This is a genomic window from Mycobacterium sp. UM_Kg1 (assembly GCF_000972925.1).
GTDB lineage: Bacteria > Actinomycetota > Actinomycetes > Mycobacteriales > Mycobacteriaceae > Mycobacterium > Mycobacterium hiberniae.
On record NZ_JRMK01000067.1, the window covers coordinates 1 to 23,218 of the forward strand.

General features: G+C 69.0%; 23 protein-coding genes and 1 pseudogene. 18 read left to right on the forward strand and 6 right to left on the reverse strand.

The annotated features are described in order from the left end of the window. Positions 1-18: 18 nt before the first annotated feature. The 4 genes and pseudogenes from LI92_RS11875 to LI92_RS11890 all read left to right on the forward strand — a co-directional run. Positions 19-540, forward strand: a pseudogene (locus LI92_RS11875) (NAD(P)(+) transhydrogenase (Re/Si-specific) subunit beta); the annotation flags it as partial. Between the two features lie 262 nt (positions 541-802). Next, the gene (locus tag LI92_RS11880; protein ID WP_046319123.1) at positions 803-1,330 is read left to right on the forward strand and encodes a hypothetical protein; all 528 of its coding nucleotides are present in this window, start codon (positions 803-805) and stop codon (positions 1,328-1,330) included. Positions 1,331-1,406: 76 nt separating this feature from the next. Then, a complete protein-coding gene (gene purB / locus LI92_RS11885; RefSeq protein ID WP_046319125.1) occupies positions 1,407-2,825 on the forward strand; it encodes an adenylosuccinate lyase in 1,419 nt (472 codons plus the stop codon). 5 nt (positions 2,826-2,830) lie between these two features. Then, a complete protein-coding gene (locus tag LI92_RS11890; protein ID WP_046319127.1) occupies positions 2,831-4,054 on the forward strand; it encodes a cytochrome P450 in 1,224 nt (407 codons plus the stop codon). A 25-nt stretch (positions 4,055-4,079) separates the two neighbouring features. Here LI92_RS11890 and LI92_RS11895 read toward each other — a convergent pair whose 3' ends face one another. Next, on the reverse strand, positions 4,080-4,715 hold the full coding sequence (locus LI92_RS11895) for a hypothetical protein (protein ID WP_046319129.1): 636 nt from the start codon (positions 4,713-4,715) through the stop codon (positions 4,080-4,082). A gap of 47 nt (positions 4,716-4,762) precedes the next feature. After that, the gene (locus tag LI92_RS11900; protein ID WP_046319130.1) at positions 4,763-6,919 is read right to left on the reverse strand and encodes a cellulase family glycosylhydrolase; all 2,157 of its coding nucleotides are present in this window, start codon (positions 6,917-6,919) and stop codon (positions 4,763-4,765) included. Between the two features lie 128 nt (positions 6,920-7,047). On the opposite strand from LI92_RS11900, the gene LI92_RS11905 reads away from it, so the two are divergent. The 6 genes from LI92_RS11905 (at position 7,048) to LI92_RS11930 (ending at position 14,360) form a co-directional block, all read left to right on the forward strand. Then, positions 7,048-7,944, forward strand: a complete 897-nt coding sequence (locus tag LI92_RS11905; RefSeq protein WP_046319132.1) for a phosphoribosylaminoimidazolesuccinocarboxamide synthase — start codon at positions 7,048-7,050, stop codon at positions 7,942-7,944. Next, positions 7,941-10,067 (forward strand): S9 family peptidase, encoded by a 2,127-nt coding sequence (locus LI92_RS11910; RefSeq protein WP_046319134.1) that lies wholly within the window; start codon positions 7,941-7,943, stop codon positions 10,065-10,067. Before LI92_RS11905 ends, LI92_RS11910 begins: the two co-directional genes overlap by 4 nt. Before the next feature lie 10 nt (positions 10,068-10,077). After that, positions 10,078-10,566 carry a glutathione peroxidase gene (locus tag LI92_RS11915; protein WP_046319136.1) on the forward strand — a complete coding sequence of 163 codons (489 nt, stop codon included), beginning with the start codon at positions 10,078-10,080 and terminating at the stop codon, positions 10,564-10,566. Then, positions 10,566-11,903, forward strand: a complete 1,338-nt coding sequence (locus tag LI92_RS11920) for a DUF2254 domain-containing protein (protein WP_046319138.1) — start codon at positions 10,566-10,568, stop codon at positions 11,901-11,903. Before LI92_RS11915 ends, LI92_RS11920 begins: the two co-directional genes overlap by 1 nt. Before the next feature lie 68 nt (positions 11,904-11,971). Beyond that, the gene (locus tag LI92_RS11925) at positions 11,972-12,685 is read left to right on the forward strand and encodes a DUF2334 domain-containing protein (RefSeq protein WP_046319139.1); all 714 of its coding nucleotides are present in this window, start codon (positions 11,972-11,974) and stop codon (positions 12,683-12,685) included. Between the two features lie 19 nt (positions 12,686-12,704). After that, positions 12,705-14,360, forward strand: coding sequence for an FAD-binding dehydrogenase (locus LI92_RS11930; protein WP_046319141.1), 1,656 nt, complete (start codon positions 12,705-12,707; stop codon positions 14,358-14,360). A 16-nt stretch (positions 14,361-14,376) separates the two neighbouring features. Here LI92_RS11930 and LI92_RS11935 read toward each other — a convergent pair whose 3' ends face one another. Then, on the reverse strand, positions 14,377-15,015 hold the full coding sequence (locus LI92_RS11935) for an MBL fold metallo-hydrolase (protein WP_046319143.1): 639 nt from the start codon (positions 15,013-15,015) through the stop codon (positions 14,377-14,379). A gap of 83 nt (positions 15,016-15,098) precedes the next feature. Here LI92_RS11935 and purS point away from each other — a divergent pair, with 83 nt between their 5' ends. Together purS and purQ are read left to right on the forward strand one after the other, a co-directional pair. Continuing rightward, positions 15,099-15,338: a phosphoribosylformylglycinamidine synthase subunit PurS gene (gene purS, locus LI92_RS11940; protein ID WP_046319145.1), complete on the forward strand. Its 240-nt coding sequence runs from the start codon at positions 15,099-15,101 to the stop codon at positions 15,336-15,338. Then, positions 15,335-16,009 carry a phosphoribosylformylglycinamidine synthase subunit PurQ gene (purQ, locus tag LI92_RS11945; protein WP_046319147.1) on the forward strand — a complete coding sequence of 225 codons (675 nt, stop codon included), beginning with the start codon at positions 15,335-15,337 and terminating at the stop codon, positions 16,007-16,009. The genes purS and purQ overlap by 4 nt, the downstream gene beginning before the upstream one ends. 39 nt (positions 16,010-16,048) lie before the next feature. On the opposite strand, the gene LI92_RS11950 is transcribed toward purQ, so the two are convergent. After that, positions 16,049-16,567: a MarR family winged helix-turn-helix transcriptional regulator gene (locus tag LI92_RS11950; RefSeq protein ID WP_082109681.1), complete on the reverse strand. Its 519-nt coding sequence runs from the start codon at positions 16,565-16,567 to the stop codon at positions 16,049-16,051. A gap of 348 nt (positions 16,568-16,915) precedes the next feature. Between LI92_RS11950 and LI92_RS11955 the strand changes: the two genes are divergently transcribed. Genes LI92_RS11955 through LI92_RS11975 form a run of 5 tightly spaced genes read left to right on the forward strand, consistent with a single transcriptional unit; the run spans position 16,916 to position 20,300 of the window. Continuing rightward, positions 16,916-18,424, forward strand: coding sequence for an aromatic/alkene/methane monooxygenase hydroxylase/oxygenase subunit alpha (locus LI92_RS11955; RefSeq protein ID WP_046319149.1), 1,509 nt, complete (start codon positions 16,916-16,918; stop codon positions 18,422-18,424). Positions 18,425-18,428: 4 nt separating this feature from the next. Further along, positions 18,429-18,680 carry a toluene-4-monooxygenase system B family protein gene (locus LI92_RS11960; RefSeq protein ID WP_046319159.1) on the forward strand — a complete coding sequence of 84 codons (252 nt, stop codon included), beginning with the start codon at positions 18,429-18,431 and terminating at the stop codon, positions 18,678-18,680. Continuing rightward, positions 18,667-18,999, forward strand: coding sequence for a Rieske 2Fe-2S domain-containing protein (locus LI92_RS11965; protein WP_046319161.1), 333 nt, complete (start codon positions 18,667-18,669; stop codon positions 18,997-18,999). Before LI92_RS11960 ends, LI92_RS11965 begins: the two co-directional genes overlap by 14 nt. Beyond that, positions 18,999-19,307 carry an MmoB/DmpM family protein gene (locus tag LI92_RS11970; protein ID WP_046319163.1) on the forward strand — a complete coding sequence of 103 codons (309 nt, stop codon included), beginning with the start codon at positions 18,999-19,001 and terminating at the stop codon, positions 19,305-19,307. The genes LI92_RS11965 and LI92_RS11970 overlap by 1 nt, the downstream gene beginning before the upstream one ends. A gap of 3 nt (positions 19,308-19,310) precedes the next feature. Next, the gene (locus LI92_RS11975) at positions 19,311-20,300 is read left to right on the forward strand and encodes an aromatic/alkene monooxygenase hydroxylase subunit beta (RefSeq protein WP_046319165.1); all 990 of its coding nucleotides are present in this window, start codon (positions 19,311-19,313) and stop codon (positions 20,298-20,300) included. Positions 20,301-20,334: 34 nt separating this feature from the next. Here the strand turns inward: LI92_RS11975 and LI92_RS11980 are convergent, their stop codons facing one another. Both LI92_RS11980 and LI92_RS11985 read right to left on the reverse strand, forming a co-directional pair. Then, positions 20,335-21,132: a family 1 encapsulin nanocompartment shell protein gene (locus LI92_RS11980; protein ID WP_046319169.1), complete on the reverse strand. Its 798-nt coding sequence runs from the start codon at positions 21,130-21,132 to the stop codon at positions 20,335-20,337. Then, positions 21,132-22,199, reverse strand: coding sequence for a Dyp-type peroxidase (locus tag LI92_RS11985; protein ID WP_082109682.1), 1,068 nt, complete (start codon positions 22,197-22,199; stop codon positions 21,132-21,134). The genes LI92_RS11980 and LI92_RS11985 overlap by 1 nt, the downstream gene beginning before the upstream one ends. Between LI92_RS11985 and LI92_RS11990 the strand changes: the two genes are divergently transcribed. After that, positions 22,198-23,218 (forward strand): M18 family aminopeptidase (locus LI92_RS11990; protein WP_046319172.1); only part of this gene is annotated, 1,021 nt, incomplete at its 3' end. The two genes, LI92_RS11985 and LI92_RS11990, sit on opposite strands and share 2 nt — an antisense overlap.

The window sequence follows — 23,218 nt, forward strand, 5'->3', positions numbered from 1 at the left end:
AGATGTGTATAAGAGACAGAGCACCGGGAGATCACCGCGGAGGGCGTGGCCGAACTGCTCAGCGGTGCCGAGTCGGTGATCATCACCCCCGGCTACGGCATGGCCGTCGCGCAGGCCCAGTACGGAGTCGCCGAGCTGACCCGCAAGCTGCGGGACCGCGGCGTCAACGTGCGCTTCGGCATTCACCCGGTCGCCGGCCGGCTGCCCGGACACATGAACGTCCTGCTGGCCGAGGCCAAGGTGCCCTACGACATCGTGCTGGAGATGGACGAGATCAACGACGACTTCGGCGACACCTCCGTGGTGCTGGTGATCGGCGCCAACGACACCGTCAACCCGGCCGCCGCCGAAGACCCGTCGAGCCCCATCGCGGGCATGCCGGTGCTCACCGTGTGGGAAGCCGACAACGTGATCGTCTTCAAGCGCTCCATGGCTTCGGGCTACGCGGGTGTGCAGAACCCGCTGTTCTTCCGGCAGAACTCCGCCATGTTGTTCGGCGACGCCAAGGACCGGGTCGAGGACATCCTGCACGCGCTGTAGAGCGCTCGCTGCCGCCACGAGCGGTCCGCGGCCCGCGGCGCTGCGGCCGGGGCCGGCCTGACCTCCCGGCGCCGGGTTGCCGCAAAGCGCCGTCACCAGCCGCCTGCCTGTGCCAGACTCCGTTCGGTCCGTTTTTATCGACATATGGAGTCTCCGTGTTGACGGTTTGTTGCCAGAGCGCAAAATGTGTTGCTTTTTCGGCGATGCCGTGGACCGACGTCCGTAATCAGAAACGAACCGGTCGGACGTAGGGGTCGGCCAGATGTCTGCGCAGCATCAGTTCACGGTCGAGCAGCAGGCGCCCGCGGCCCGGATCGCGGCCGAGGTGTTCCTCGACATCATGCGGATCAATCGGGTGCGCCCCCACGAGATCGCCGCCCGATGCCGGGAACGGACCCTGACCAGGCACGTAGCGGTGGGACCACGGCACGAGATCGTGCGGTCCTTCGACCTCGTGCCGCCGTTCTGGCCGGTCACCGTGGACCGCTCCGACGCCATGGCGGCCGGGTACGGCATCGACCGCACCGGAACCTGTGTGCGCTACACGCAGAATCGATACCCGTTGATCAATCGGGCCGACGACCGGACGGTCGTCCGGGTGCAGTTCGCGCCGGGATGTCACAACGTGCTGCGTCGCGCCACCCGAAGCAATCCCGCTTTCCTCTGCGAGCCGCTGGCGCCCCGGCATGCCGTCGAGGTCGTGGCGCGGTACCTCATCGACGCTGCGATATCACTGTCGGAAGGCCGTGGACCCGTCGACGAGCGAGCGCTGGCACCGACCGGTTGGTGACGCCGGCAGCTGCCCGGTCCGTGCTGCGCGGGCCAGCCGGCCCGGGGCGGATCGGGCGACCGTAAGCTAGCTGCTCGTGAGCATCCCCAATGTGCTGGCCACCCGTTACGCCAGCACCGCGATGACAGAGATCTGGTCGCCGCAGGCCAAAATCGTTGCCGAACGGCGGCTGTGGCTGGCGGTGTTGCGTGCGCAGGCCGAGCTGGGCGTGGCGGTCCCGGCCGAGGCGATCGCCGACTACGAGGCCGTGATCGACGACGTAAACCTGGCATCGATCGCCGACCGCGAGCGGGTGACGCGCCATGACGTCAAGGCCCGTATCGAGGAGTTCAACGCGCTGGCCGGTCACGAGCACATCCACAAGGGCATGACCAGCCGGGATCTGACCGAAAACGTCGAGCAGCTGCAGATCCGCCAGTCCCTGCAACTGGTGCACGAGCACGGGGTCGCCGTCGCGGCCCGCCTGGTCGGGCATGCGCTGGCCTACCGCGACCTGGTGATGGCCGGGCGCAGCCACAATGTCGCCGCACAGGCCACCACGCTGGGCAAGCGGTTCGCCTCAGCGGCCGAGGAGACGCTGCTCGCGCTGCAGCGGGTACGTGAGTTGATCGACCGCTACCCGTTGCGCGGCATCAAGGGGCCGATGGGCACGGCACAGGACATGCTGGACCTGTTCGACGGCGACACCGCCAAGCTCAGCGAGCTGGAGCGCCGAGTCGCCGCCTTCCTCGGGTTCTCCACGGTGCTGACCAGCGTCGGACAGGTCTACCCACGCTCGCTGGACCACGACGTGGTCTCGGCCCTGGTGCAACTGGGTGCCGGCCCCTCTTCGCTGGCCCAGACGATTCGCCTGATGGCCGGCCACGAACTGGTCACCGAAGGATTTGCGCCCGGTCAGGTGGGGTCCTCGGCGATGCCGCACAAGATGAACACGCGCAGCTGCGAGCGGGTCAACGGCCTGCAGGTGGTGCTGCGCGGCTATGCCTCGATGGCTGCCGAGCTGGCCGGCGCGCAGTGGAACGAGGGTGACGTCTTCTGTTCGGTGGTGCGCCGCGTGGCGCTGCCGGACGCCTTCTTCGCCGTCGACGGGCAGACCGAGACGTTCTTGACCGTGCTCGACGAGTTCGGGGCGTACCCGGCGGTGATCACCCGCGAACTGGACCGCTACCTGCCCTTCCTGGCCACCACCAAGGTGCTCATCGCGGCGGTGCGCGCCGGCGTGGGCCGCGAAGCCGCCCACGAGGTCATCAAAGAGCACGCGGTGGCGGTGGCGCTGGCGATGCGAGAACGGGGCGCCGAACCGGACCTGCTGGACCGGCTTGCCGCCGACGAGCGGCTGCCGCTGGACCGCGCGGCACTGGAGGAGGCCGTCGCCGACCGGCAGGCATTCACCGGGGCCGCCGCCGACCAGGTCGACCGGGTGGCCGCCGAGGTCGCCGAACTGGTCGAGCGTTACCCGGGTGCTGCCGCCTACCAACCGGGCGCGATTCTCTGACCCTCATGCAGGCCCGGGAACTCGCGAGCATCGACTTCACCGATCTGGACAACTTCGCCGACGGTTTCCCCCACGAGCTGTTCGCGCTGCATCGCCGCGTCGCCCCGGTGTTCTGGCACGAACCCACCGCCCACACCCCCGACGGCGAGGGCTTCTGGTCGGTGGCCACGCACGCCGAAACCCTGGAAGTGCTGCGGGATGCCGAAACGTATTCCTCAGTCACCGGTGGTGACCGGCCGTTCGGCGGCACCGTGCTGCAGGACCTGCCGATCGCGGGCCAGCTGCTGAACATGATGGACGACCCGCGGCACGCGCAGGTCCGGCGGCTGGTCAGCTCCGGGCTCACGCCACGGATGATCCGCCGCGTCGAGACCGACCTGCGGCAGCGGGCCCGGACGCTGCTGGACGCGGTGGAGCCCGGGGGGCCCTTCGATTTCCTGGTCGACGTCGCCGCCGAGATCCCGATGCAGATGATCTGCATTCTGTTGGGGGTCCCCGAGGCAGACCGGCACTGGCTGTTCGAGGCCATCGAGCCCAGCTTCGACTTCCGCGGCTCCCGCAAGGCGGTGGTGTCGCGACTGTCCATCGAGGACGCCGGCAGCCGCGTCTACAACTTCGGGCTCGAGTTGATCGCGGCCAAGCGCGCGGCCCCCGCCGACGACATGCTGTCGGTGGTGGCGAACTCCACCGACCCCGAACTCAGCGATCTCGAAGTGTATTTGTTCTTCCAGCTGTTGTTCAGTGCCGGCGCTGAGACCACCCGCAACGCGATCGCCGGCGGGCTGCTGGCACTGGCTCAGCACCCGGACCAATATCGGTTGCTGCGCAGCGATCACGGGCTGCTGCCCACCGCCATCGAAGAGATCCTGCGCTGGACCTCACCGGCTCCGTCGAAACGGCGCACCGCCACCCGGCGCGCGGTGCTGGGCGGGCAGACCGTCGACGCTGGCCAGAAGGTGCTGGTGTGGGAGGGCTCGGCCAACCGCGATCCGGCGGCCTTCGACCGGGCCGATCAGTTCGACATCACCCGCAAACCCAACCCGCACATCGGGTTCGGCCACGGTGCCCATTTCTGCCTGGGCGCGCACCTGGCGCGCTTGGAACTGCGGGTGCTTTACGAGGAGCTGCTGGGCCGGTTCGGCGAGGTGGCGGTGGTGGCACCGGTGGAGTGGACCCGCAGCAACCGGCACACCGGGATGCGGCACATGATGGTGGAACTGCGGCCCTAGCGGGACAACCGGTAATACCGGTCGCTCACGGAACGGGACCGCCCCGAGATCGCCGGGCCAAGCCCGCAGAACGCAGTTCCAAGGCGGCCAAACGGCCGATGACCGTCGGGTCGGCGTGCCGCCAGGCTCCGGCCGGGTCGGGGCTGACCGCGGTCAGCTTCCCCAACGGGCGATTGGTGAGTGCGCGCAGCGCCAGCAACTGCTGTCCGGCCGGGCTGGCGTACAGGCCCAGCACCGCTCGTTTACGCAGGAAGAAACGCAGCCGCAAGGCCAGCCATGGCATGGCCACCGCCAGGATCGGCGGGGCCGCGACCGCGAATGCCAGCACATAGGCCAGCCACCCGGCGGTGGTGTTCAGGTTGTGGCCGGCCCCGGCGATGTCGACCGCGGCATGACCGGCCGCGGTGAGCGGCTTGCTGACCGCGTCACCGACCAGCGGGATACGGTCCGCGCTTTTGCCGGCCGAGGCCAAGCTGTCGGCGACACCGGTGGCCCCCCGCTCGAACTGCCGACCCACACCGGCGATGGTGGTCACGGCACCGTGCACCGCCAGCGCGACCAGCACCCACAGGCAGGTCCACGCCGCGACCATCAGATCGCTGAACAGCTGGGCCAGCAGGCGCCCAGGGGAGGTGGCATAGGGCAGCAGGCGAGACGTCATACCTGCGATCCCAGCACACCGACGTCCCCCCGGCGGCCGAAGCGACCTCAGCCGTTGGCCGTCACCGTCACCGTGACGGTGCCCGCCCCGGCGTTGGAGGCGATCACCAGCACGGGGGCGTTGGCGGCCGAGACCACGTGCCCGCCGGTGACCGCCACCTGGTAGCCGTCCGGGTAGAGGCTGGGCGGCACCGAGATGTTGGTGTGCGCCCCCGCGGCGAACTGCCCGGAGCCGTCGGCCATCTGCGTGGAGTAGCTGAACGCGAAGGTGCCGTCGTTGAATGACCAGCTGCCCGGGATCCCGGCCACGGCCTGCGGGTAAGGCGCCGCCAGCGCGTTCACCGCGTCGGTTGCCACGTTGTCACCGGCCGGCGGCTGGGCCATGTCGCGGACCAGCACGTTGTTGTAATCCCAGAACAGCCAGCCGAAGCCGTGCTGGTTGGCCGCACCGGTGGCGCCGTTGATGACGCCGGGGTTGGTGGTGTTGCCGAACTCGGTGAGCAGCGCCGGCACGCCGTGTGCCTGCGAGTAGGCCGCGGCGTGGTGCATGATGTAGCCCTCGTAGGCCCCGCAGCCGAAGTCGCTGCCCAAGACCTCGTACCACGGGCAGTAGCTGTGGAAGGCGAAGATGGTGTTCGGGTCATCCGGCGGGGTCACGAAGGTGGGCACCGGCAGGTTGCCGAACAGCGTGTTGGAACCGAAGATGACCGGGGTGCTCGGGTCCACCGAGCGGATCGCCGCCGTTACCTGCTCGTAGAACGGTGACAACTGCTGGGTGTCGAAGAACGGGTTGCCGAACGCCGTCGACAGGTAGCCCGAGCCCGGCCAGGGCTCGTTCATGATCTCGTAGCCCGCGACGTGCGGACTGCCGTTCAGGTAGCCGGCGACGGCCTGGAACATCCCGGCGTAATGGTTCTGCAGGCCTATGCCGTCGGGTCCGGGGGAGTTGGTCCAAAACGCGTCCCAGGCATGGTTCACCGCGGCGTTGAGCGGGTAGTTCCACGGCCAGCCGTAGTTGATGTTGACCGCATCGCCGGTCTGCACCGCCCACTCCGGTGCCCCGTCGCCGATGCCGGTGATGACATCGCTGTACAGGTCCTGATGCATGTCGATGACGCTGACGATGCCGTAGGAACCGAGTAGGTCCACGGTGCCCTTGATCGACGCCAGATACTCGTAGTCGATCTGGCCGGGGCTGGGCTCCACCGCGGCCCAGATGACGCCGACGCGAACCGCGTTGATGCCGTTGGCGGCCAGATACGCCGCATCCTGCTCGTCGAAGTGGTCGGCCTCGGGGCTGAAGGGCGCATACTTGTTGACCTCGTTGACCCCGTGCAGGATCAGCACCCGGCCGTCGGCGTCGGTGAGCCAGGTGCCGGCGGTGCTGAAAGCTCCGCTGCCGATCGGCGGGCCGCTGTCCAAGGTGCCGAAGGCGCCGACGGAGCCGTGGGTGCCGAACAGGCCGGCGTTGCCACCCGCCCCGCCCAGCGCCGGGCGCGGGAAGCCGGCAGCCGCCGCGGCGCTGACGCCGTCGCCGGCGTCCCCGCCGTGGCCGCCCGCGGCGAACAGGCCGATGCCGTGGCCGCCGTCGCCGCCGTAGCCGCCCTCCCCGCCGTCGCCGCCGACACCGCCGTTGCCCAGCAACCAGCCGCCGGCGCCGCCGGCGCCGCCGGCGGCGTCTTCACCGCCCGCGCCGCCCGCGCCACCGTTGCCGATAAGCCCTGCCGCGCCGCCGGCCCCGCCGGCGACGCCGGCTTGGTCGCTGTCCCAGCCGGCCCCGCCGGTGCCGAACAGCCAACCGGCGGCACCGCCGTCGGGGTTCGCCTCGGTGCCCGTGGCGCCGTCGCCGATCACAAACGAGCCGAACCCGTTCAGGAAGTCGGCGACCTGCTGGCCCGCCTGGGTGTCCAGCCACTGATCGAGTCCGTTGTAGACGGGCAGGTAGATCGATTGCTGGAACCATTCGGCCAGGTCGAACGACGTGGCCGCGGACGCGCCCAGCGAGCCGCCCCAGTCAGCGGCGATACCGGCCAGGAACTGGTCGAAGACGTCGTCGACGGCGTCGGCCTGGGCGGCAGGTGCGCTCACCGGTGCCAGGGTGAAACCGATGGCCACCCCGGCCGCCACGGCAGCTCCGGTCAGGCGGGCGCGCCCGGTGGCACGAGGCCGTGGGCGGTGGGTGCTGGCGGTATGTGCGTATGTCATCAGGTCGCTACCTTGGGGCCGATGCTGCTATGTGCTAGGTATGAAAAATCTGACAATTGACTGTAATTCATATGAAGCGCGCTGTGCTGGATTGGGGTCGGCCATGCGCTGCCCATTAGGCTGACGCAATGTCGCGACCCGCGCTCACCGATTACCAGCACCTGGCCAGCGGCAAAGTCCGCGAGCTCTACCGGATCGACGACCAGCACCTGCTGTTCGTGGCCACCGACCGGATTTCCGCGTTCGACTACGTCCTCGACAGCGAGATCCCCGACAAGGGCCGCATCCTGACCGCGATGAGTGTCTTCTTCTTCGACCTCGTCGAGGCTCCCAACCATCTGGCCGGCCCTCCCGACGACCCGCGTATCCCCCACGAGGTGCTCGGCCGCGCCCTGGTGGTTCGTCAGCTGCAGATGATGCCCGTCGAGTGCGTCGCACGCGGCTACCTGACCGGCTCCGGCCTGCTGGACTACCAGCGCACCGGCGCCGTGTGCGGCATCCCCCTGCCGGAGGGGCTGGTGGAGGCCAGCAAGTTCGTCAATCCGATCTTCACGCCGGCGACCAAGGCCGAGATCGGCGCACACGACGAGAACATCTCGTTCGCCCAGGTGATCGACCTGGTGGGCCCGGTCCGGGCCGGCCAGCTGCGCGACCGCACCCTGGCAACTTATGTGCAGGCCGCCGACCACGCCCTGACCAAGGGAATCATCATCGCCGACACCAAGTTCGAGTTCGGCATCGACGAGCACGACAACCTGGTGCTCGCCGACGAGGTGTTCACTCCCGACTCGTCGCGGTACTGGCCCGCCGACGACTATCGGCCCGGGGTGGTGCAGGAGAGTTTCGACAAGCAGTTCGTCCGCAACTGGCTGACCAGCCCGGAATCCGGGTGGGACCGATCCGGGGACCAGCCGCCCCCACCACTTCCCGACGACATCGTCGCCGCTACCCGCGCGCGATACGTCGAGGCCTACGAACGTATTTCAGGCCTGTCCTTCGATGACTGGGTCGGTCCCGGAGCATGACCGCCGAGCAGCAGAGTCATCCCGCCCCGCCGACGGCCAAACGGGTCGACAGCATCCGCGCCCACCACGGCGACGTCTTCGTCGACCCCTACGAGTGGCTGCGGGACAAGTCCGACCCCGCGGTGATCGCCCACCTGGAAGCCGAAAACGCTTACACCGAGGCGGTCACCGCCCGCCTGGACTCCTTGCGGAGCAGCATTTTCGACGAGATCAAAGCCCGCACCAAGGAGACCGACCTGTCGGTACCCGCCCGCCGCGACGACTGGTGGTATTACGCGCGGACCTTCGAAGGCAAGCAGTACGGCGTGCAGTGCCGCTGCCCGGTCGCCGACCCCGACGACTGGACCCCGCCGGAACTCGACGAGAACACCGCGATCCCGGGCGAGCAGGTGCTGCTCGACCAGAACGCCGAGGCCGACGGGCACGATTTCTTCGCGCTTGGTGCCGCCAGCGTCAGCCCGGACGGCAACCTCTTGGCCTACTCGGTCGACGTCGTCGGCGACGAGCGATACACCCTGCGGTTCAAGGACCTCCGTACCGGCGAACTGCTGCCCGGGGAGATCGCCGGGATCGGCGCCGGGGTGACCTGGGCGACCGACAACCGGACCGTCTACTACCTGACCGTCGACGACGCCTGGCGGCCGGACACCGTGTGGCGCTACCGGGTCGGCGACCCGGCGGACTCGGCCGAACAGGTCTACCACGAGGCCGACGAGCGATTCTGGCTGTCGGTGGGGCGAACCCGCAGCGACTCCTACGTGTTGATCGCCGCCGGTTCGTCGATCACCTCCGAGGTGCGTTACGCCGACGCCGCGAACTCCGATGCACAGTTCACCGTGATCCTGCCCCGCCGCGAGGGCGTCGAGTACTCGGTGGAACACGCAGTCATCGGCGGTCAAGACCGTTTCCTGATCCTGCACAACGATGGGGCAGTCAATTTCACGCTGGTGCAGGTGCCGGTGTCCAAGGCCGCCGACCCGGCCGCGCAACAGACGCTGATCGCCGGACGCGACGACGTGCGGCTCGACTCGGTGGATGCCTTCGCGCGCCATCTGGTGGTGGGGTACCGGTCCGAGGGCCTGCCTCGACTCCAGCTGTGGCCGATCGGCGCCGACGGTGATGTCCAGCCGCCGCAGGAGATCACCTTCGACACCGAGTTGACGTCTGCGGGTCTGGCGGCCAACCCGAACTGGGATGCCCCGAAGCTGCGGGTGGGCGCCACCTCGTTCATCACCCCGGTGCGGATCTACGACATCGACCTGCCCACCGGGGAGCGCACCCTGCTGCGGGAGCAACCCGTGCTGGGCGAGTACCGCAGCACCGACTACGTCGAGTACCGCGACTGGGCCTACGCGCAGGACGGCACCCGGGTCCCGGTGTCGGTCGTACGCCGTAGTGACATCGAACTGCCCGCCCCCACGCTGCTTTACGGCTACGGCGCCTATGAGATGTGCGAGGACCCGCAGTTCTCCATCGCCCGGTTGTCGCTGCTGGACCGGGGCATGGTGTACGCCGTGGCCCACGTTCGCGGCGGTGGCGAACTGGGCCGGCTGTGGTACGAGCACGGCAAGCTGCTGGAGAAGAAGAACAGCTTCACCGACTTCGTCGCGGTCGGGCGGCACCTGATCGACACGGGCATCTGCGATCCGGGACGCCTGGTCGCCATGGGCGGCAGCGCCGGGGGCCTGCTGATGGGCGCGGTGACCAACCTGGCGCCGGAGCTGTTCGCCGGAGTGGTGGCCCAGGTGCCGTTCGTCGACCCGCTGACCACCATCTTGGACCCGTCGCTGCCCTTGACCGTCACCGAGTGGGACGAGTGGGGAAATCCCCTGGCGGACAAGGACATCTACCACTACATGAAGTCCTACTCGCCGTACGAGAACGTGGCTCCTCGCCACTATCCGCCGATCCTGGCGATGACCTCGCTGCACGACACCCGGGTGTACTACGTGGAGCCGGCGAAGTGGATCGCAGCGCTGCGACACACCAAGACCGACGACAACCCGGTGTTGCTGAAAACCGAGATGAACGCCGGCCACGGTGGCATCTCCGGGCGCTATGAACGCTGGAAGGAGATCGCTTTCTCTTACGCCTGGGTCCTGGCGGTGGTGGACTGCGGGTAACGTCGCGGCCATGAGCCTCGCCGAAATCCCGCTGACCACCCTCGATGGCCGTTCGATCTCGCTGGCCGACTTCGCCGACCGTGCTGTCCTGGTTGTCAACGTCGCCTCCAAGTGCGGGCTGACCCCGCAGTACGGGGCCCTGGAGCAGCTCGCGCGCGACTATGCCGACCGGGGGCTGACAGTCCTGGGCGTGCCCTGCAACCAGTTCATGGGCCAGGAGCCCGGAACGGCGGAAGAGATTCAGACCTTCTGCTCCACCACCTACGGCGTGACATTTCCGCTGCTGGCCAAGACCGACGTCAACGGAGCTGATCGCCACCCGCTGTATGCGGAGCTGACCCAGGCCGCCGACGCCGAAGGTGCGGCCGGCGATGTGCAGTGGAACTTCGAGAAGTTCCTGCTCGCCCCGGGCGCCACCGTGGTCAACCGCTTCCGGCCCACCACGGTGCCGGACGACCCCGAGGTGATCACCGCTATCGAAGCCGTCCTGCCTGGCTGATGAGCACCCGGTCGGAACGCTTCCCCAGTGTGCGGGCGGCGGCGCTGGCGTACCGGTTCCGGGAGAGCCTGTTCGCCCTGCCGCTGTTGATCGTGTTCGGCGGAATGGCGCTGGCCGTCATCACCCGCGTGGCAGATCGCAACATCGGCCCGTCGCCGCGCTTCCTGTTGAAGATGGACAGCGGCGTGGCCACCACGCTGCTGTCCACCATCGCCGGCGCCACGATCACCACCGCCGGGGTCATCTTCTCGTTGACCATCGTCAGCCTGCAGCTGGCGAGTTCCCAGTTGTCGCCCCGGGTGATGCGGTGGTTCATTCGCGATCGGCTCAGTCAGGTCGTGATCGGTCTGCTGGTCGCGACCTTCGTGTACTGCGTGCTGAGCCTGCCCGACCTCGACGGATCCTCGCCCATGTCCGCTCCGCCGCTGACCGTGACGGTGGCGATAGTGCTGACGATCGCCACCGTGATCACCATCATCGCCCACGTCGACCATCTGGCGCACCGACTGGAAGTGGGCCAGGTGGTGCGCGAGATCGCGGCCGAGGGGGCCATGGTGATCGATGCGGTCGCGGCCGCCGCCGCCCACGAGCAACCCGCCCTCGACGCCGACATGAACGTCCCGGCCGATGCGCTGCGGTTGACCTCGCCCGGCAACGGCTGGGTCAGCCAGGTCGATTCCGAGCGGTTGCTGGCGGCCATTCCGCCCGGCACCACCATCCGGCTGGACACCCGGGTCGGCGCCTACATCCACCTCGGGCAGCCGCTGGTCACCATCTGGCCGGTTCCGGCGAACCCCGATCGGGTGCGTAACAAGCTGCCCCGGGCCGTCGTGGTCAGCGACAGTCGCACCATGCAGGAGGACGTCGACTTCGCCTTCCGCCAACTGGTCGACATCGGACTGCGCGCGCTCAGCTCGGCGATCAACGACCCCACCACCGCGGTGGAGGCGACGCTGCGGGTGGGCAGTCTGCTGCGACGCATACTGACGGTACCGCCGCGACCGCAGGCCGTCGCCGGTCCGGACGGGCGAATCCTCTTGCGGCCCTGGGATCTGGACCCCAAGGAGTACATCGGTCACGGTTTCGACCAGCTTCGCCAGGTCGCGCCCAGTCAACCGATGGTGGCGGCCGCGATCCTGCGGGTGCTGCGGATGCTCGTCGCCCACGTCAAGGAGTCGGGCCGGCCCGAACATCTGCCGGCGTTGCGGGAACAGACCGAACTGTTGCTGGAATCCCTGGAGAAGACGCCCGACCTGCACCCCCGCGATCTGGCGCGGCTCAAGGCGATCGCCGCCGACAGCACCGACCCCGCCGACCACAGCCGCCGCCGGGGGTGACCCAGAGCGCTATCTGGAGTCCTCCTCGACGTCACCGGCTGGACACCTGCGCTGCTCACACTGAAGGTGTGGCCGGACAACTGATCGTCTCCGTCTCCGGGATCGGGGCGCACACCCGGGCCGGCGCCGAGGCCTTCTGCGCGCAACTCGACGCTCGAGCGGTGCCGGTATCGCTGCTGGTGGCGCCGCGGCTTGGTGCCGGCTACCGGCTGGACCGCGACCCCGACACGGTGGCGTGGCTGGCGCAGCGGCGCGCGGCGGGCGCAGCGATCGTGCTGCACGGCTTCGATGAGGCCGCCACCAAGAAGCGTCGCGGCGAGTTCGCCACGCTGGCGGCCCACGAGGCCAATCTGCGGCTGCTCGGCGCCGACCGCGTGCTCGAGCACCTGGGACTACGCACCCGGTTGTTCGCCGCCCCCGGTTGGACCGTGTCCCCGGGCACCGTCAGGGCGCTGCCGCGCAACGGCTTCAGGCTGCTGGCCGGTCTACACGGTGTGACCGACCTGATGCCCGAGCACACCGTGCGAGCCCGCGTGCTCGGCATCGGGGGCGGATTCCTCACCGCGCCGTGGTGGTGCCGGATGGTGGTGGCGACCGCCGAGCGCATTGCGCGCCGCGGCGGCATGGTGCGGTTGTCGGTGGGTGCCCGGGCGCTGGCCAAGCCGGGCGTGGCCGAGGCGATGCTGGACGCGGCGGACGCAGCGTTGGGGCACGGTTGCCGGCCGGAGCGCTACCGCTGGCCGCTCACGCCGGTCGACGTGGCCTCTGAACTGAGCGCCTGACTCGTTACGCTGTCACGCCATGGGCGATAGGGCGGACGCTGACGCGATCGTCGTCGGGGCGGGACTGGCGGGGCTGGTGGCGGCCTGCGAACTGGTGGACCGGGGCCGCAGTGTGCTCATCGTCGACCAGGAGAACAGCGCCAACCTCGGGGGACAGGCGTATTGGTCCTTCGGCGGGCTGTTCTTCGTCGACAGTCCCGAACAGCGCCGGCTCGGCATTCGCGACAGTCACGAACTGGCACTGCAGGATTGGCTGGGCACCGCGGGCTTCGACCGGCCCGAGGATCACTGGCCGCGGCAATGGGCGCACGCCTATGTGGACTTCGCCTCCGGCGAGAAGCGCAGCTGGTTGCGGGACCGCGGGCTGAAGATCTTCCCGCTGGTGGGGTGGGCCGAACGTGGCGGCTACGGTGCGATCGGGCACGGCAACTCGGTGCCCCGGTTCCACATCAGCTGGGGGACCGGCCCCGCCCTGGTGGAGATCTTCGCCCGCCGGCTCCGGGGCAACCCCAAGGTCCGGTTCGCCCATCGGCACCGGGTCGACGAACTGATCGTCGAGGCCGGCCGGGTGAGCGGGGTGCGGGGCAGCGTGCTCGAACCCTGCACCGCGGCACGCGGGGTGGCGTCCTCGCGGACAGTGATCGGGCAGTTCGAGTTCGGTGCGTCCGCGGTCCTGGTGACCAGCGGCGGTATCGGCGGCAACCTCGACCTGGTCCGGCAGAACTGGCCGCAACGTATGGGCCGGGTCCCCGCGCAACTGCTGGCCGGGGTGCCCGCCCACGTCGACGGCCGGATGATCGGGATCGCCGAGGCCGCCGGCGCCCGGGTGATCAACCGGGACCGGATGTGGCACTACACCGAGGGCATCACGAACTACGACCCGGTCTGGCCGGGCCACGGCATCCGGATCATCCCCGGTCCGTCACCGCTGTGGCTGGACGCCTCCGGCGTACGCCTGCCGGGGCCGTTGTATCCCGGTTTCGACACCCTGGGGACGCTGGAGCACATCGCCCGCTCCGGTCAGGACTACACCTGGTTCGTGCTGAACCGGCAGATCATCGAGAAGGAATTCGCGCTGTCGGGCCAAGAGCAGAACCCCGACCTGACCAGCCGCAGCCTGCGTCAGCTGGTCCGCTCGCGGGTCAGTTCGGGGCCGCCCCCGCCGGTGCAGGCGTTCGTCGACCGCGGGGTGGACTTCGTGCAGGCGACGACGCTGCGGAATCTGGTGGCGGCGATGAACGGCCTGCCCGACGTGGTGCCGTTGGACTACGCCACCGTCGAAGCCGAGGTCACCGCCCGCGACCGCGAAGTGGTGAACCGGTTCAGCAAGGACGGCCAGATCACCGCGATCCGCGGCGCCCGGGCCTACCTGGGTGACCGGCTGGGCCGGGTGGTGGCCCCGCACCGGTTGACCGACCCGTCCGCGGGCCCGCTGATCGCGGTGAAGCTGCACATCCTGACCCGCAAAACGCTGGGGGGCGTGGAAACCGACCTGGACTCCCGGGTGATGGGCGCGAACGGCAGACCGATCGACGGGCTGTACGCGGCCGGCGAGGTGGCCGGATTCGGGGGCGGCGGTGTGCACGGCTATCGGGCGCTGGAGGGCACCTTCCTGGGCGGTTGCATCTTCTCCGGGCGGGCCGCCGGGCGCGGTGCCGCCGCCGACATCGCCTAGCTACGACATCGCCTGGCTACAGGGTGACCGCGTTCTCCTGCGGCAGGACCCGGAATTCGGCGCGGCCCATCTCGGCCAGGCGCCCGTGATAGATGCCCTGGGCATCGGGCGCGATGATGCCCTGGTGGATCGGTATCGCGACGCGCGGCGCCACCGCGCGCAGGTAGTCGACCGCCTCGGAGATCTTCATCCACGGCGCCGCGGCCGGAGCCGCCAGCACGTCCACCGGTTCGCCGGGCACGAACAACGCGTCGCCGGGGTGCATCAGCCTCGCCGGATGGTCGGCATCGCCGACCAGGTAGGAGATGTTGTCGATCACCGGCAGCTCTGGATGGATCACGGCGTGCCGTCCCCCCACCCCGCGGACCCGCAGCGGGCCGATGTCGAAAGCGTCCCCGACGTACACCGGCTGCCAGGGCGGACCCAGCTGGGCGGCGGTCTGCGGGTCGGCGTAGAGCGCGGCGCCGGGGTTGCCGTCGAGCAGGGCCGGAAGCCGGGTGAGGTCGACATGGTCGGGGTGCTGGTGGGTGATGAGGATGGCGGCCAGACCCGTGATGCCCTCGAACCCGTGCGAGAAGTTGCCCGGGTCGAACAGCACCGAGGCATCGCCGAAATCGGCGAGCAGGCAGGAATGGCCGAAGTGGGTCAGTTGCATGGATTGATTGTGCGCTCCGGCGCCGCGGACAGGCATCGGTATTGTTGACGCGACCGATTCCCCGTCGACAGTAGGGAGCGCGCGTGGCCCGGGTGGTTGTGCACGTGATGCCCAAAGCCGAGATCCTCGACCCGCAGGGTCAGGCCATCCTCGGAGCGCTTTCTCGCCTCGGGCACACCGGCGTGTCCGACGTCCGCCAGGGCAAAAGATTCGAGCTCGAGGTCGATGACTCGGTCGACGATGCCGCGCTGGCCGAGATCGCCGAATCTCTGCTGGCCAACACGGTGATCGAGGACTTCACCGTCAGCCGGGAGACGCCGTGAGCGCGCGGGTCGGCGTCATCACCTTCCCCGGCACCCTCGACGACGTCGACGCCGCCCGCGCGGTGCGGTTCGTCGGCGCCGAGCCCGTCAGCCTCTGGCACGCCGACGCCGACCTCAAGGGTGTCGACGCCGTCGTGGTGCCCGGTGGCTTCTCCTACGGCGACTACCTGCGGGCCGGCGCCATCGCCCGGTTCGCCCCGGTGATGGGTGAGGTGGTTGCGGCGGCCAACCGGGGCATGCCCGTGCTCGGCATCTGCAACGGTTTTCAGGTGCTCTGCGAGGCGGGCCTGCTGCCGGGCGCGCTGACCCGCAACGTCGGCCTGCACTTCGTCTGCCGCGACGTGTGGCTGCGGGTGGCCTCCACCTCCACGGCCTGGACGTCGCGGTTCGAGGCCGACGCCGACCTACTGGTGCCGCTGAAGTCCGGCGAGGGCCGCTACGTCGCCTCCGAGGCGGTGCTCGACGAACTGGAGGGCGAGGGCCGGGTGGTCTTCCGCTACCTCGACAACATCAACGGCTCGCTGCGCGACATCGCCGGGGTGAGCTCGGCCAACGGCCGGGTGGTCGGGCTGATGCCGCATCCGGAGCACGCCATCGAGGCGCTGACCGGGCCGAGCGATGACGGCCTCGGACTGTTCTACTCCGCGTTGGACGCGGTGCTGGCCGCCTGACCCACTGGCCCGCGCGGCGAACCGAATCGCGCGGGATCGCTATGCCGGGACGTGGTCGGCGCAGTCGACCCGCAGTTCCGGAATCGTCATGGGCGTGTCGTAGACCTTGCAGCGGTAGCTGCGTCGGTCGGCGTGCACGGTTTCCAGTTGCGTACAGGTGCTGCAGGCGCGGGTGACGGGAATCATCTGCGCGTCGTGCAGTCGGGCCAGCACGGCCAGCAGCGTGTCCAGCAGTTGTTCGGCTTCGGCGCGCTCGAGCCTGGAGGTGGCGATCTCTGCGGGTGCGGTCCAGCGTGCGATCTGGGCAGCCGTCCTGCGTCCCTCTGGGGTCAGGGACAGGTCGTGACGACGGCGGTCGTGGGAGGCCGGGGTGCGCACCACCAGGCCCTTGCGGATCAGCGCGGCGATGGCGTCGCTCACGGTGGAATCGGTGACGTTGAGTTCGCGGGCCAGCGTGGTGGGGTGGGCGGCCGGCGGCGGGCCGACGTGCAGCCAGCCCAGAACCCGCATCTGCGTGCTCGACAGATCGTGGTTCTCGGCGGCTCGCCGGGCCAGCACGTGCAGGGCGTCGCCGACCCTGTCGAGGGCGGCGACGATCTTGGAGTCCAGGCTGGGGTGGCGCTCGCTCCCGGATTTCAGGGCACGATCCCGTCGCGTGTGCCGGCGGCGGGGGCGGCCACGGCGGTGGCTTCCGCCGGGTGTTCGTCGGTGTCCGTCATCGTGACCTCCCTGCCCGGTGTTGCGCGTTGCCGCCGGGATCGCAGCGTAGCCGCTGCCCCCGTCGTAACCGAATGGTGCGAATCAGGCTGATCCTAATACTTAGGAGTCCTGGGGAATTGCTGCATCATGGTCTCGATCCGTGAGCGACAGCTCAGTTCGCAGCTCATGCCCGACCGAGGACGACACATGCCCAAACTTTCGCGCAGCGATTGGTACGACTTAGCCCGCGACACCAACTGGACGTTTCGCTATGTGACCGAGGAGGAGGTGTTCCCCGAAGACCTCTCCGGCACCCACCGGGTTCCCGCGGAGGCCTGGCTCAAGTGGGACGAGCCCTACAAAGTCGGCTACCGCGAGTACGTGCACAACCAGGTGACCAAGGACACCACCACCTACTCGCTGAAGAACGCCATCGGGCGGTCCAAGCTGTTCGAACAGCTCGACCCGGGCTGGAAGTCGGTCATCGTGGCGCACTACGGCGCCATCACCATGCCTGAGTACCTGGCCTCCATCGGCGAAGCGCGAATGGGCCGGTTCGGTCGCTCGGCGGCGTGGCGCAACACCGCGACCTTCGGCACCCTCGACGAGGTCCGGCACGGGCAGATCCAGGCATTCTTCCCCTACGGCCTGCTCGACAAAGAGCCGCGCGGCGACTGGGCGCTCAAGGCGTTCCACACCAACAACTGGATCGTCCTGGCGGTGCGCTACCTGTTCGACGACATGTTCGTGGCCAACGACGCGCTGTCGATCGCGCTGCAGTTGACCTTCACCCTGGAGACCGGATTCACCAACCTGCAGTTCCTCGGGATGGCCGCCGACGCCATCGACGTCGGCGACCTGGAGTTCGGCGCCCTGATCAGTTCCATCCAGACCGACGAGGCGCGCCACGCCCAGCAGGGCGAGCCGACGATCAAGGTGCTCACCGACAGCGGCGAAGGTGCGTGGGGGCAGTTCCTGATCGACCACATGTTCTGGCGGTCGTGGCGCGTCTTCGCGCTGCTGACGGGTCTGTCGATGGACTACTACACCCCGCTGGAAAGCCGGCGAATGAGCTTCAAAGAGTTCATCGAGGACTGGGTGGTCAAACAGTTCGCCGACCAGTTCCGTGACTATGGTCTCGAATTGCCTTGGTACTGGGAGGAATTCATCAACGAGCTGACCTGGTACCACCACGCCATCCATCTGGGCGTGTGGTACTACCGGCCCACGGTGTGGTGGAACCCCGACGCCGGGGTCTCGCAGGAGGAGCGGCTGTGGCTGGAGGAGAAGTACCCCGGCTGGAACCGTGACTTCGGCAAGCACTGGGACGTCATCACCGACAACATCCGCAACGGCGACATCGCCGCCACGTTGCCCGAGACCCTGCCGATCACCTGCAACCTGTGCCAACTGCCCATCGTGCGCGCCGCCGGGGTGATCGTCGGTGCCCACACCGACGCGGCCCCGCTGACCCACGTGCACAACGGCCGCAAGTACCTGTTCTGCTCGGAGCCCTGCCGGTGGATCTTCACCCAGCGGCCCGACCGCTTCGCCGGTCACCAGTCGCTGATCGACCGGGTGCTCTCCGGTGAGATCAGCCCGCCCGACCTCGGCACCGTCCTGCAGTACTTCGGGCTGTCGGCCGAAGAGCAGGGCCAGGACGCCGACAACTACCGGTGGGCACAGCACGGTGCCCGCCCAGGATCGAAGGGCTGACACCATGGCGCTGCTTCCCCTGACCGCGCTGTTCGAGGGCGACGTGCTCGAACTGCTCATCCCCGTCGACGACGCCGACACCGTCGACGCCGTCAGCGCGGCGATCGCCCACCATGTGGTCGGACACCGCGTTGCCAAACGCGATGCTCCGATCCGGCTGCGCCACAACGGCAATGTGCTGGACCCGGCGTTGGCGATCGGCGCCGCCGGTGTCGGCCCACTGGACCACGTCGAGGTCTTCTATGACCAGCGTTAGCACCTGGACCCCGGTGGCCAGCCTCGACGACCTCTGGGAGGGCGAGGTGGCCGAATTCGAGGTGGGCGATCGGCCGATCCTGATCGCGCATCTGCGCGGCGGAGAGATCCGTGCCTACGACGGACTGTGCCCGCACGCCGGATTCCCGCTGGCCGACGGCGATGTCGACGACGAAATCCTGACGTGCGGCGCGCACAGCTGGGAATTCGACCTGTCCACCGGCGCCGGGGTCAATCCCGCCAACTGCCGGTTGCGCAGCCATCCCGTTCGCCTCGAAGGCGACCAGATCGCCATCCTGCTCACCGAAGGAGACCACTGATGACCGCCGTCGAACAGGACAAGCTCGTCGGTCCGGTGGTGCGCGGCTTCGACCCCGATGTCGTCGCCGCCCTGACCGAGGCCATCCACGCCGACAACCCCGATGCGGCCATCGCCATCGAGGACCACGCCGGATACGTCCGCATCCATGCCCCGCGCTTTTTGCGCGTCACCCGGGCGAGCCTGGAATCGGCTGCCGGCCAGGCATTCCCGTTGGCCACCCTGGAGCCGGCGCTGGTGGGTTTTGCCGGCCGGATCCGTTACGTCGGCGACGACGAACTGCACTGGTACTTGGACCGAGAGGACTGACACATGACCACCGCGAAAACCCGGCAGCTCAAGACCTGGAGCATCGCCGGCGACACCCGTCGTAAACCCACCGAATACGAAGCCGTCACCGGGCAGTTCCACTATCACTTCAACCGCCAGCCGGCTCCTTTCGACCTCGACCCGGGCAGCCCGATCAACCGGTGGTATCTCAAGCACCGCGAGGGCTCGCCGCTGCAGGCCGAGAGCTGGGAGGGTTTCCGCGATCCGGCCGCGCTGAACTACCGCCGCTACATCGCGTTGCAGCACGACCGCGAGGTCTACGCCGAAGGCGTGGTCGACCACTACGAGGCACTCGATGCCGATCAGGCCCTGGCGCCCGACTGGGTCGAAACACTGGGCCGCATCTACCTGCCCGCCCGCTATCTGTTCCACGTACTGCAGATCACCAGCCTTTACGTGGGGCAACTGGCGCCGAGCGCCTACATCACCAATGCGGCGTTCTTCCAGGCCGCCGACGAGCTGCGGGCTCTGCAGTGGATCGCCTATCGCGCCAAATCGCTGTCGCTGAGCCACGATGTCGGATTGGCCAATACCGAAGCGACGCGGCGAATCTGGGAGACCGACGAGGCCTGGCAGCCGGCCCGGGAAGCGCTGGAACGCCTGCTGTTGGCCTATGACTGGGGAGAGGCCTTCACCGCGCTGAACCTGGTGATCAAGCCGGCGCTCGACGCGCTGTTCAAGGAGGCTTTCGCCGAGGTGGCCAACGTTGGCGGCGACGGCCTCACCGCGGCGCTGCTCCAGGAATCCCGGGTGGACACCCCCCGCAATCAGGCCTGGACCGCCGCACTCGCCCGCTACGCGCTGGCCGCCAATCCGGCCAACCGCGCTGTCATCGAGGGCTGGATCCAGCATTGGCGCCCGCTCGCCGACCGTGCGGTGCAGGGCCTGGCCGCCGCACTGCCCGATCCGGACGCCGCCGTCGAGCGCACCGCGCGCTCGGTGGCCGCATTCACCGCCTCGTGGGCCGACTGAACCGCCGGGCGGTCAGTCGGCGGCCCGGGCCCGGCTAGGCGGTCAGCGCGACAGCGGCCTCGGCGGTGTAGCACAGGAACGTGAAGGTCTCCTCCAGGTAGAGCTCCACGTTCTCGGCGTCGTGATACAGGTAGCCGATCGCCACGTCGGTGCCCAACCGCAGGTCGAAATCGCCGCCACGCGTGGTCAACACGAATGCGCCGTCGATCGCCGGTGCCCAGATGATGTCGCCGGTCACCAGCCGGCGCAGGTGCTCCAGGATCGGATAGCCGTGGTCGGAGGTCTCGCTGACCTTGGTGTAGGTGTCGGCCGACAGCAGCACCGAGTAGGGACCGTCTACCCCGGCCAGGCGCAGCGCTGAGAGCGCCTGGCTGATCACGTCCGGGATGTCACGCGGGTCCTCGGGCAGCGTCAACTCCGGGTTCGAGCTGGCGCTGCGGATGCCCTGCACCGCGGCATCCGGATAGCCGCCGAAGACGATCCGGTCCTCGGCGAACGCCAGCTTCTTGGCCGCGGCCTTGACCGGGTCCCAGTCCGAGTCCTGCGAGCCCCGCTCCACGTCGTCGATCTCTTCCCGCGACAGGGTGAACGGAACCCGAAGACGCACCAGGGGTTTGCTGTCCCGTAGCGCTGCCTGGACCCCGTCGGCCGGGGCGCCGATGCCGGTCAGCCGGCCGGTGCCCACCGCCGCCGCCGTGGGGCCGGCGGGCTCGCTGACGTCGACTACCCGACGCCCGGCGATGTGCCGCTTGAACGTGCGGGCCGCCTCCTGCTCGATGTCGGCCCAGGCCGCGTCGGTGACGGGGGCCAGATTGCGATACAGGTTGTTCATCAAGAGATTCCTTTCAGGCTGCCGATGTTCAGGGAGCCCCCAGGCACGGGCTCGGCGGGCTGCGCGGGGCTCGGGGCCGGCCGGCCCGGGAGTGGCGGTGGACCGTCGAGGAAGTCTGCGGCGGGGGTGAAGAACAGTCCGCCGGTGACGGCGGTCGAGAAATCCAGAATGCGGTCGGTGTTGCCGGGCGGGTCCCCGAGGAACATGTTGCGCAGCATCTGCTCGGTGACCGCCGGACTGCGGGAGTAGGCGATGTAGTAGGTGCCGGACTCGCCGGTGCCCACCGAGCCGAACGGCATGTTGTGCCGCACGATGTCCAGCTCGTTGCCGTCATCGTCGGTGATCACGTTCAGCGCGATGTGGGAATTGGCCGGCTTGTCGGCGTCGTCGAACTCGATGTCGTCGGCCTTGGTGCGGCCGATCACCCGTTCCTGCTCGGTGACCGGCAACGCCTCCCAGGCCGCCATGTCGTGCAGGTACTTCTGGACGTGGACATAGGACCCGCCGGCGAAGTCGGGGTCCTCGTCGCCGATCGCGGTGGCCTCGCAGGCCGCCTCTTCGACCGGGTTCTCGGTGCCGTCGACGAAGCCGAGCAGATCGCGGTTGTCGAAGAACCGGAAGCCGTGCACCTCGTCGACCACGGTGATCGCACCGGCCATCGCCTTCACGATGCGTCCGGCCAGCTCGAAGCAGACGTCGAGGGTCTCGCCCTTGATGTGGAACAGCAGGTCGCCCGGGGTGGCCGGGGCGGTGTGACGGGGACCGGTCAGCTCGACGAACGGATGCAGCTGCGCCGGCCGCGGCCCGGCGAACAGCCGGTCCCAGGCGTCGGATCCGATCGAGGTCACCACCGACAGCCGCTTGGTCGGGTCGCGGAAGCCGATGGCCCGGGCGAAGCCCGCCAGGTCCGGCAACGCCTCGTGCACCACGGCTTCGCCACCTTCGTCGATGGTGGCTACCAGGAAGATGGCCGCACAGGTCAGGGGAGCGGTGACGGGCTGAGCTGACGGCACAGTATCGACCCTAACGCCCCAATCGGCGTTGCGATGGGAAAGACTTGAGCCCATGGCTGCCACCGCGACCGGACTGTGCGAGTTCATCGATGCCTGCCCCTCGCCGTTCCACGTCTGTGCCGGCGTCGCCGAACGCCTGCGGGCTGCCGGTTACACCGAGGTCGCCGAGACCGACCGATGGCCCGCCCAGCCCGGGCGGTACTTCACCGTCCGGGCCGGCTCGCTGATCGCCTGGGACAGCGGCGCGACGGATCCCGGGGCGCCGTTCCGGGTGGTGGGGGCGCACACCGACAGTCCCAACCTGCGGGTCAAACAACGTCCCGACCGCGAGGTCGCCGGCTGGCATCTGGTGGCATTGGAGCCCTACGGCGGCGCCTGGCTGAACTCGTGGCTGGACCGCGACCTGGGCGTCAGCGGGCGGCTCTCGGTGCGCAGCGCAGGCTCGTCGATCAGCCAGCATCTGGTCCGGATCGACGAACCGATTCTGCGGGTTCCCCAGCTGGCGATCCACCTGGCCGCCGACCGCGCGGCGGTCGCGCTGGATCCGCAACGTCACCTCGACGCGGTGTGGGGTGCGGGCGGCCCGGCCCGGGACTTCCTGGGCCACGTCGCCGAACGCGCCGGTGTCGATCGCGCCGACGTGCTCGGCTTCGACCTGATGACCCACGACCTGGAGCCGGCGGCGATGACCGGGGTGGACCAGCAGTTCGTCAGTGCGCCCCGGTTGGACAACCAGGCCAGCTGCTACGCCGGGCTGGAAGCCCTGCTGGCCGCCCGGCCGGGGCGCTACCTACCGGTGCTGGTGCTCTTCGACCACGAGGAGGTGGGGTCGACCTCGGACCACGGCGCCCAGTCGGATCTGCTGCGCACGGTTTTGGAGCGGATCACCCTGGCCGCCGGCGGGGACCGCGAGGACTTTCTGCGCCGTCTGACCGCCTCCACCATGGCCTCGGCCGACATGGCGCATGCCACCCCCCCCAACTACCCGGACCGCCACGAACCGGGTCATCCGATCGCGGTCAACGCCGGCCCCGTGCTGAAGGTGCAGCCCAACCTGCGCTACGCCACCGACG

What these genes read in the sequence shown, in the direction of transcription:
- LI92_RS11880 (WP_046319123.1), top strand. Translation starts at nt 803, where the DNA reads ATGTCTGCGCAGCATCAGTTCACGGTCGAGCAGCAGGCGCCCGCGGCC.
- LI92_RS11890 (WP_046319127.1), top strand. Translation starts at nt 2,831, where the DNA reads ATGCAGGCCCGGGAACTCGCGAGCATCGACTTCACCGATCTGGACAAC.
- LI92_RS11895 (WP_046319129.1), bottom strand. Translation starts at nt 4,715, where the DNA reads ATGACGTCTCGCCTGCTGCCCTATGCCACCTCCCCTGGGCGCCTGCTG.
- LI92_RS11900 (WP_046319130.1), bottom strand. Translation starts at nt 6,919, where the DNA reads ATGACATACGCACATACCGCCAGCACCCACCGCCCACGGCCTCGTGCC.
- LI92_RS11905 (WP_046319132.1), top strand. Translation starts at nt 7,048, where the DNA reads ATGTCGCGACCCGCGCTCACCGATTACCAGCACCTGGCCAGCGGCAAA.
- LI92_RS11910 (WP_046319134.1), top strand. Translation starts at nt 7,941, where the DNA reads ATGACCGCCGAGCAGCAGAGTCATCCCGCCCCGCCGACGGCCAAACGG.
- LI92_RS11915 (WP_046319136.1), top strand. Translation starts at nt 10,078, where the DNA reads ATGAGCCTCGCCGAAATCCCGCTGACCACCCTCGATGGCCGTTCGATC.
- LI92_RS11920 (WP_046319138.1), top strand. Translation starts at nt 10,566, where the DNA reads ATGAGCACCCGGTCGGAACGCTTCCCCAGTGTGCGGGCGGCGGCGCTG.
- LI92_RS11930 (WP_046319141.1), top strand. Translation starts at nt 12,705, where the DNA reads ATGGGCGATAGGGCGGACGCTGACGCGATCGTCGTCGGGGCGGGACTG.
- LI92_RS11935 (WP_046319143.1), bottom strand. Translation starts at nt 15,015, where the DNA reads ATGCAACTGACCCACTTCGGCCATTCCTGCCTGCTCGCCGATTTCGGC.
- LI92_RS11955 (WP_046319149.1), top strand. Translation starts at nt 16,916, where the DNA reads ATGCCCAAACTTTCGCGCAGCGATTGGTACGACTTAGCCCGCGACACC.
- LI92_RS11960 (WP_046319159.1), top strand. Translation starts at nt 18,429, where the DNA reads ATGGCGCTGCTTCCCCTGACCGCGCTGTTCGAGGGCGACGTGCTCGAA.
- LI92_RS11965 (WP_046319161.1), top strand. Translation starts at nt 18,667, where the DNA reads ATGACCAGCGTTAGCACCTGGACCCCGGTGGCCAGCCTCGACGACCTC.
- LI92_RS11970 (WP_046319163.1), top strand. Translation starts at nt 18,999, where the DNA reads ATGACCGCCGTCGAACAGGACAAGCTCGTCGGTCCGGTGGTGCGCGGC.
- LI92_RS11975 (WP_046319165.1), top strand. Translation starts at nt 19,311, where the DNA reads ATGACCACCGCGAAAACCCGGCAGCTCAAGACCTGGAGCATCGCCGGC.
- LI92_RS11980 (WP_046319169.1), bottom strand. Translation starts at nt 21,132, where the DNA reads ATGAACAACCTGTATCGCAATCTGGCCCCCGTCACCGACGCGGCCTGG.
- LI92_RS11985 (WP_082109682.1), bottom strand. Translation starts at nt 22,199, where the DNA reads ATGGGCTCAAGTCTTTCCCATCGCAACGCCGATTGGGGCGTTAGGGTC.